This window comes from Lyngbya aestuarii BL J (assembly GCF_000478195.2).
In the GTDB taxonomy this organism is placed as follows: Bacteria; Cyanobacteriota; Cyanobacteriia; order Cyanobacteriales; family Microcoleaceae; genus Capilliphycus; species Capilliphycus aestuarii.
This window is the reverse complement of sequence record NZ_AUZM01000068.1, coordinates 21,715-30,679: the sequence shown is the minus strand read 5'-3', so window position 1 is coordinate 30,679 and position 8,965 is coordinate 21,715. Positions and strand designations below refer to the sequence as shown.

Annotated in this window: 4 protein-coding genes; 1 reads left to right on the top strand and 3 read right to left on the bottom strand. The window is 44.0% G+C overall.

The features are described 5' to 3' along the window. Nucleotides 1-255 precede the first annotated feature (255 nt). Nucleotides 256-2,433 carry a calcium-binding protein gene (locus tag M595_RS31275; protein WP_023068663.1) on the top strand — a complete coding sequence of 726 codons (2,178 nt, stop codon included), beginning with the start codon at nucleotides 256-258 and terminating at the stop codon, nucleotides 2,431-2,433. A gap of 97 nt (nucleotides 2,434-2,530) precedes the next feature. On the opposite strand, the gene M595_RS21900 is transcribed toward M595_RS31275, so the two are convergent. The 3 genes from M595_RS21900 to M595_RS21890 all read right to left on the bottom strand — a co-directional run bounded on the left by M595_RS21900 (nucleotide 2,531) and on the right by M595_RS21890 (nucleotide 8,902). Further along, complete coding sequence (locus M595_RS21900; RefSeq protein ID WP_238987121.1) at nucleotides 2,531-4,012, bottom strand: zinc-dependent metalloprotease; 1,482 nt, start codon at nucleotides 4,010-4,012, stop codon at nucleotides 2,531-2,533. Next, nucleotides 3,958-5,265, bottom strand: coding sequence for a DUF5117 domain-containing protein (locus M595_RS21895; RefSeq protein WP_023068662.1), 1,308 nt, complete (start codon nucleotides 5,263-5,265; stop codon nucleotides 3,958-3,960). Before M595_RS21895 ends, M595_RS21900 begins: the two co-directional genes overlap by 55 nt. Before the next feature lie 193 nt (nucleotides 5,266-5,458). Next, nucleotides 5,459-8,902, bottom strand: coding sequence for a DUF1574 family protein (locus M595_RS21890; RefSeq protein ID WP_052001850.1), 3,444 nt, complete (start codon nucleotides 8,900-8,902; stop codon nucleotides 5,459-5,461). Between the last annotated feature and the right edge of the window lie 63 nt (nucleotides 8,903-8,965).

Below are 8,965 nucleotides of genomic sequence, written 5' to 3'. Positions count from 1 at the left end.
GGCAATAAAAAGTAGGTTGGGTTAAACGAAGTGCAACCCGACACATCCACAGAAAAAGGGAAACAATAATGTTGGGTTGAGGTAACGAAACCCAACCTACAAGATTGGCGATCGCTGGCTATTAACAGCAATCTTTCTCCAAAGACGTAAAAACTCACACTTTGAACTGATAGAGAGGTAGAGGCTCTATTTTGATGGGGTGAGTCCCCAGACACTCTGATTTGTACATCTAAAATCTTACATGAGGATAATATTATGACTTCAATAACGTTTGGTGTTCCAATCACAGGAGAAATCAGCGTTCCTGGCGAAGAGGATACCTATACATTAGATTTAGCCGCAGGAGATCAGGTGTATGTGGCTGTAGCCGATCTCGTTATAAATGATGGTCTTTTCACTTCTGCAACAGTCTCTTTAAACCAAAACACCACAACTATTGAAAATGTAGAAAACAGTTCTATTCTGGACAAAAAAGAGTATCAGATTTCTGCATCTGAAGATACGACGATTGAGCTTTCTGTTAAAGATGAGTTTGACGATGGTACAGGTCGCTATACCGTTTTTGCTCAACGTACTAATAATCCTGTTGGTGCAACTCCAATCAACGTAGGTGAATATGCGGCCGGAAACTTAAGCATTGTCGGAGAGGAAGATGTATATACTGTTGAAATCCAGCCAGGGGATAAAATTTTCTTGAATACTTCCGGTTTTGGAGATCCCTCAATTGCTCCTGATGTTGAATTATTCAATTCTGACGGCATCCTGATTACCGAAGGATTGGAAAATCTATCTGACAACGGAGGAAAAAGTTTCTCATTTAACAGTTCGAGTGGAGGTACATATACAATTCTGGTGGGAGACGCTGATAATCCTAATACTGGGAACTATGGACTGATGCTTCAGCGTATCCCTGATCCCATCGGTGCGATTCCTGCCAATCCTAATCAGGTGATTTCCGGCAGTATAGATCGGTTTGGGGAGATTGATACCTATACATTTGAGGCACAAGCAGGAGACTTCTTTAATATGAATGCTTCTGACTCAGGGTTTCCCTTTGAACTTGAGGCACGTCTGTATGATCCCAATGGAACCTTTGTCGAATCAGAAGAAGATGTGCCGCTATTTGGGCTTCAGGCGGTTTTGGAAACTGGCGGAACCTACACGCTGATTTTAGATAATCATAATCTAGATTTTGGCACAAATGGTACAGGTAATTACAACTTTGCTTTTGAACTGATAAATTCTTCAACTCCTGCACCTACTCCCACACCGGAACCTACGCCCGAACCTGAACCTGTTCCTGAACCTACGCCTGAACCTACGCCCGAACCTGAACCTGTTCCTGAACCTGAACCCGAACCTGTTCCTGAACCCGAACCTCAACCCGAACCCACACCCGAACCTGTTCCTCAACCCGAACCCACACCCGAACCTGTTCCCGAACCCGAACCCACACCCGAACCTGTTCCCGAACCTGAATTAACTCCAAGCCCGACACCAACTCCTATTGTCGCTCCTCCAATTGTTACCCCATCACCCGAACCGACGACCGAACCGGAACCCGAACCGGAACCCACTTTAGAACCGGAACTCGAACCGGAACCCGAACCCGAACCCTCCGTTCCTCAAATATCCGGTCAAAGTATTGCAGGTAGTAGCGACGATGACATTGAAATTGGAACCGAGGAAAGCGAAATTCTCCGAGGTTTTGAGGGTGCAGATTTACTCTTTGGTGGAGCCGAAGATGATAACCTGTTTGGAAATGACGGAAATGATATCTTATTTGGTAATCAAGATGATGACTTTATCGAAGGGGGAAATGGAAATGATTTCCTCTACGGAGGTCAAGATGATGACACATTGCGGGGTCAAGTTGGACAAGATACTTTGTTTGGGGATTTGGGCGATGATTACCTTTATGGCGAGGATGATAACGACTGGCTGAACGGTAATGAAGGAACAGATATTCTCAAAGCCGGAGATGGAGAGGATACCCTTTACGGAGGTCAAGGAAACGATACCCTCGAAGGAGATAGCGGTAATGATATTCTTCAAGGCGATCGCGGAAACGACTTTTTAATCGGCGTTGACCCCAACGAAATTGATGCCGGAAATGGCGAAATTGATACTTTATTTGGCGGTGAAGGTTCCGATACTTTCAGTTTAGGAGACAGTTTACAAGCCTATTATGATGATGGCGATGCAACAGTTTCCGGTTTGAATGATTACGCTTTAATTGGCGATTTTAACGCCGACGAAGATCTCATTCAGTTAAACGGTTCTCGTCAAGATTATCGCTTAGATGAACGACCATCCGGTTTACCCGATGGAGCCGCCCTTTACCGAACTGTTGGAGATAACGATGAATTAGTTGCCATTATTCAAGGAACACCTTTCCCCAGTTTAGAGGAGGATTACTTCATCTTTGTGTAGTTTGATTGACTGCCAATAATAGAATTGATTTCTGTGTAGAAGAGACGTGAATCGTGCGCGTCTCTTTTACTTCTCAAAGCGCTCCTAACATTAGAAACTAATTCGTTTGTAACTGCGCTCCCAACGTTTTAACAATGCGATCGCGTGTCATTTCTAAATGCGCCAAAGTGTAAGCATCCATCCGATCATTCTGTTTTTCTAAGGTTCGCTCCAAAACTTCTTGTAACTGCTTTAACTGAAACCAAGCTAAGGTTAACGCATCTTCAGGAACATTCACTTCACGCAACACCATTTTAGTTAATAAATTCAAGTGTTCACGCTGTAATGATCGCCGAATTCCTGAAATTTCTATTCCTTTATCCGCTTCCAACACTTCAGTCCAGATACTATTTTGCAACGCTTCAAATAACTCCGGCATTGCTAGGGAATTATTCTGTGAAGTGTTTAATTCTAAATCTCGTAACCTCACCAAACGAGTTGGTGCTAAAATTTCTTCTAGAATAGATTTCTGGAACCACAAAATGCGATCGCCAATCCGATATTCTAAAGAAGAATTTACATCAGGATTTCCCCAATCTTGCCAACGGGAAGGTGCAAGTTTATTCAATAACTGAGGTGAGAATTGAAACGCTTCTTCAGAAAACACATATTTCTGTAATGTATTTAATGCCTCACGCTGTTGATTAACAGGAATCGGTTCAAAAGGTAATCGTCCATTTGGATCACCAATTCGGTTACGATTAAACGACTGACCCCCAATATAAAGAGTGATATTTTCCGCATGATTTTGATAGTAGCCAAAGATGGTTTCAAACATCCGTCGAACTTGGTCATATCCCTCACCTGCACGCGGAGAATGGCTTTCTAAACGCTCCCACATGGCGATCGCATTATCAAGTTGCCATTGTGAATATTGCAGCATATCACTACTCAAATCAAACACATTGGCAGCCGGATCAAGAAATACTCCCCAAAAGTCTTCATCAGTGGCAAAAGAAAGTTCAGGTTCACCAGATCGTTGAGCAATTTCTTTTAAAACTTGCTTTTCTTGATAGAGAGTATTAGCAAGAATTGGGGTGTAACCATATTCAATTGCCCATTGATCATACGGCCCAATAATAATCGGAAAATAATCGCCTTGAGGTTCTCCTTTGGGGGCGAGATTGACAGGAACATAATCCATTACTGATCCGACTAATCCCAAATTGTGGGTAATATTTGTATCATTGAGTTGTTCTGGCGAAAGTAAAGTGCTACCATGAAAATTATGTCTGAGTCCCAATGTATGACCGACTTCATGGGCGGTGAGAAATCTTAAATATTGGTGAACGTAGTCTTTAATTTGTGGACTATTTGGGTTCACACCTTGTAATAATGACATCGCCATTGCACCCGTTGCTAACTGACGGTTAGACTCAAATCCAAAGCATAAATGTTCTGAAGAAACATCAGAAGATAAATTTGAGTGGGAGTCGGAAGTGACTTCAGCGAGAGATAACCGTCCTAACTCACAAGGATTTCGACTCATTTCAGAGATGCCATTTTGTTGATTATTATTTTGTTGATTATTTTCAACCAAAACACCAATTCCCTCATACAACTTAGAAACTGATTGCTTTCAATCACAATATCGGCATCTAAAATTTGACCCGTTAACGGATTCACATGAGAAGGGCCATAGCCATTAAATAAGGGTTGAAAAGACGTAGACCAACGAATTGTATTATAACGAACATCTGCCGGGTCCCAAGTGGCATCGTCGGGCATTTGTTGAACTTGAACTGCATCTTGAAATCCCGCTTTTTCAAAGGCTTTATTCCACATTAATATCCCTTCTTTGATAGCTTCTCGATATTCCAAAGGAACGCTATTTTCAATCCAAAATACTATCGGTTTAACGGGAGGAGAAAGAGAAGCATTTGGATCTTTTTTTTCTAAATTCCAGCGATTAATATAACGGACAAACGGAGAACGACCTGTCGAATTAGAAATATCTTTGTAGGTACTCGTGAAGTATCCGACTCGTTCATCAGCAAGCCGAGGATGATAACTATTTTCGCTCGGAACTTCGATTAAACTATAGCGAACATTGAGATTAAAAGCGCGACTATCGGGAAGCGAAGATAAATTTCTACCTCGACTTCCACTATTTTGAGAGAAGCCAAAAACTGACTCTATCTCAACATTAAGTGGAAACGTTTGCACCTGATAAATATAGGATGTTTCCGCGTCAATACTATAGTTTGAACCGAGAAATCTAGAGAAATAATTGCCTAAATTAGATAAATCGCGATCGCTAGTAATCACACGACTCAAATCAATCAATATGGTTTGACGTTCGGGATGAGTGCTGAGAATCGGAAGTGAATAGAGAACTGAATCACTAACTGAACGGCTAATAGAACGGCTTTGGGGATCATTCGGTTGGGTTCTAAAGTTAATATTTGGAACCACAAGCTGCACTTTTTTATTTTGAAGTCGCCACTGGAATAAAAAATCATTCAAATGCTTTCCCCGAACGATCCCTGCTTCACCAATTCCCGATTCTAAACTAATAAAACAGAGATAATTTTTTTGAAATTGTTCAGGCGTGAGTTCGAGATAAACTTTTCCGGCTTCTTGATTGTGATAAAGTGTAAATAATCCTTCTTGTTTTTGACTATTTTGAACAATTTCCTCAAAGGTTTTGTTAGCGGTAGGTTGTTCCTGAGCAATAAGCCAAGAGGGGAATGCAGTAGCGGCGTTGAGCGGATGAATGTGTAAGCCTGATAATGCAAAAGTTAGCAGTATCGAGAGACTAAACAGAGTAAAAAATGTCTTCACTTTTGTCATTCCTAATAATTCAACTTAATATCAACAGAAGGTAGGAGTAGGGATCTTCAAACAATAAAAAATATTCAGCACATTAGAAACAGAGGGATAATATAGCAATTCTCATCAAAACGTCTAAGTTTCTGATCAAAGCTTTTAATTGGCTCGATTTCTATTCACAATTCTAACTTGCAATCCTGGTTGTGTCGCAACCCTAACGACTCGTCGGCCAAGAAATCTGTTGCTTTTGCACCAATAGTTCTGCGACGGCTGCTGCGCCGTATTGATTGAGGTGACTCGGATCAGAGTAATATTCATAAGTATCCAACCACTCAAAAGCCAGATTGACAAAAATTAACCCCGTTTCCGCTTCGAGTTGCTGCATATGTTCGAGAAACTTTTCTTCATAAGCAGTCCGAACTGAATCGAGATATTCTTGAGTCAGAGGCATATTGACAAACACAATCTCAACATCCTGAGACTGTACATATTCAACTAACTTTTTCAACGCATTGGTCTGCACCCCACTCAGTTCAAACCCTTGATAATCGCGATCGTAGTAACCCGAAACTTGAGAATATTTTTGATAGTAAGTTTTGGGATCAAACCGAATCGATAAGGGAAGAAAACCATTACTTCCTAACTGGGGACTCTCCAACGTCGGATTATCCTCAGCATCGGGAAGATCGGGAAGATCCTGGGATTGTGTGAGTAAATTTTGGTGATTAACCAACACGAGAAACCCCTGTTTAAGTCGATCTCGTTGGGGATAGGAAGCCGAAATTTCAATCAATCGTTGATTAAACCAGTCTTGGATTTGTTTAATCACAGTTGAGGGATTTTGACTCAACTCCTTTAACGTTAGGAGAGTTTGTTTGAAATCAGAAGAAGATTTGAGTTGTCGAGTCGGAATTCTAAACGTTCCTTGAGCAATTTCTTGATATCCAGCCGAAGCAGCAATCGTCTCATAGGTGCGATCCGTGCGACCCCCATTAAGCGCCCGTACCCCATCGGCAACAATCACTAATTTCGGTAACTGTTCAGGAGGTAAAATCCGCCGCACAATTAACTCAACCACTTGCGCCGTTGCCCCATTCCCCCCAAAGTTAAACCCCTTGAGTTGGGGATAACCCGCCTCTGCTAATGCCCTTTCTAAAACATCTGGATCAATCCCTCGTAACGCCCGAGAACTCCCGACAATCAGAATATCGGGAGGACGTTTTTCAGTGGCAATATATTCTTGATAACGAGCAAACTGTTCATCGAGTTGAGGACTATTAAACGACGGATATAGCAGTTGAGAAAGTTGACACGCCTCAACATTAGAAGCCGTTTGACAAGCATTGAGTTGAGTTCGATTCGTTTGAGGTTGGCTGAGGAATTCCGAGCGATTAAAAACTTCATTTTCCTCGGGAGATTCAGCCGTCGGGGGAGTGGTTGTTTTGATCGCGGAAACCGGCTGAGAAGTGGTCGGGGGTTGATCTACAGAAGGCAAATTTTGGGCGGCGCGAGCCATCTCCAACTGGGGGTTATTTTCCAAAAATCGACCCATCGCCCAGTCCACCTGGACAGCCAGTAAGCAACCTATTGCCCCCCAAATTAACGCTAACCCGGTTTTAGAATAGGAAGAACTTTCCGCAGCTTCCATGGGCGCAAGAACCGCCTCACGACTTACAAACAAACCTGTAGCGAGTAGTCCTTGTTGTAGCCGCATCGAGAGTAATTCTAGGGGATCACTCCATTCGAGCCTCCGACGATTTGAGGGTAAGGAGTCGTGATCTTCGAGTTCATCTGAAGCCAGATCCGGACGCCAAACCAATCCCTCCGTTTGAGTCACTAAATCTGGATGCTCACTCTCGGAAAATCCATTGACTTGTTCATCGAGTCTCGGACTCCGTTGAGACAACGCCACTCCATAACGCCATAAGGGGTGTTTTTGACCCGCTCGCCGACCATAAATTCGCACACCTGCAATGCCCTCAATTTTATGGGTGCGTAGAAATTGCGCTAGGGGGAGAGCCACTTTGGATTGAGAGGGACAGGTTGGTGCTTCGGTCATCACGTGCATAAGTTTCCCTTTCCGCAGCAGCAATACCCGCACTCCACCTGTGGCGAGTTGATGATCGAGATCGGGGTTAATGAGTTGATTGAGAAGAAAAGTAAGAGCTTCTAGGTTTCCCTGTTGAGCAAGAGTCAGAGGATGATATTGTAAATCTCGATGCTCATAGGCCGGGAGATTGAGCCAATCAATCCAAATCGGAGATTCTACACTCTGGGCAGGGTTTTGAGCATCAACCCCATAAACGGTAGCCGCGAGAATTCCCTGGGGGGCAAGGGTATCGAGAATTGGAGCGATCGCCGCCATCACTTTTGCTTTAGCCGGAGCGTTGTGTTTGTTTTTTGGGCTACGGGAGGGTTTTTCGGCAGTGAGGGTTTCACAAAATAAATGGAGAGTGGATTCTTTAAGGGTGGCGCGAACCTTGACGTTGGACTCCTCTAGCTTTTGATTGAGGATACGACCAATAGCGGCCTGTGAACCCCAACGCGCCCAATTTTTGAGAATTTCAACCGGAGGGGTGAGATCAATGCGTAACATCCAATCAGGCCGGGGTTCTCCCTGGACTTGCAATAAAATACAAGCATCCCGAAAGTTTTCTAGCTGCAATTGTCGTAAGCGTTCGGCGATGGGTTCAGCGAGTAGAGACGGATCAGGACTGTAAGCTGATTCACAACGCACCCACAGACGACGGGTTGAGGTTTCTGTTGTTGAGGCGGAACGATTTTTAGAGCGTTCTTTAACACTGACTTTCACGCTGACGCCTAAATTCCCCAGAATTTCACTGAGATAACTGGCGATCGCTTGGCTGTGGCCACGACGGGCGAGGGTTTCTGTCGAAACGGTTAGAGGAGCTTGAATCGGCTCTGACGGGGTTGATTCTGAGGGTTTGGTCTGGGTGGCGGTTGCTCGGGAATTCACGCTACTGGAGGGATTTTTGAACTCACTCCGATTGCTTGAGAGTCGTTCGGTTATCGGGGAAAGTTTTCGTTGACCGTTGGGGCGATTATGGGGAGAATCACTCGCTGGACTGGGATTACGGTCAATCGGCTCATGGGTTTGAGCAGCCGTTTCTCGGGGGTCAGGATCAGGGGAAGCCATCTCCAACGGTTGTGCTTTTTCGGCTTCCAGGTTTTTAGTCGAGATAGACTCTGCTTCTGCTACGGGGTGTTCGTGAGGTTCATCCTCTGTTGTGGGGGGACGACGACTCCAAATTCCGCCGAGTTTCTCCCAGACCGATTTTTCGGTGATCGGGACATCGGACTCAGATGGGGGTGAGGGTAATGTTAAGGTTTCATTTGTGGCTGCTTGAGAAGGATTGCACTCCAGTTTAACTGTCCATTCCGGACGTTTGGCTCCCGATTGACGTCCACAGAGAAAGACTTTATAAACAGGAGGGGCTTCTGGAGGTAATAATGTACTCAAACTCGTTTGTTCGAGTGCGATTGAAAACTGAGATACTGCTATTTTTTCACGGGGACACGGAGTTGATTCACACAAAACGTGCAGGTGATTTCCCCGTAACCGGACTTGCACCCGGACATCTGACAGTCCGATTGCTTTTTCAGTCCATTGTGTTAGTGTTGACCAATCTTTCGCCAAGACGCTCCCAATTGTACTAAACTTGACCCACTGTTTCGTCTTCGATAATACCGTGCTAGAGCT

Bases quoted from the DNA above. Each gene is read 5' to 3' on its own strand.
- M595_RS31275 (WP_023068663.1), top strand. From the start codon at position 256: ATGACTTCAATAACGTTTGGTGTTCCAATCACAGGAGAAATCAGCGTT.
- M595_RS21895 (WP_023068662.1), bottom strand. From the start codon at position 5,265: ATGACAAAAGTGAAGACATTTTTTACTCTGTTTAGTCTCTCGATACTG.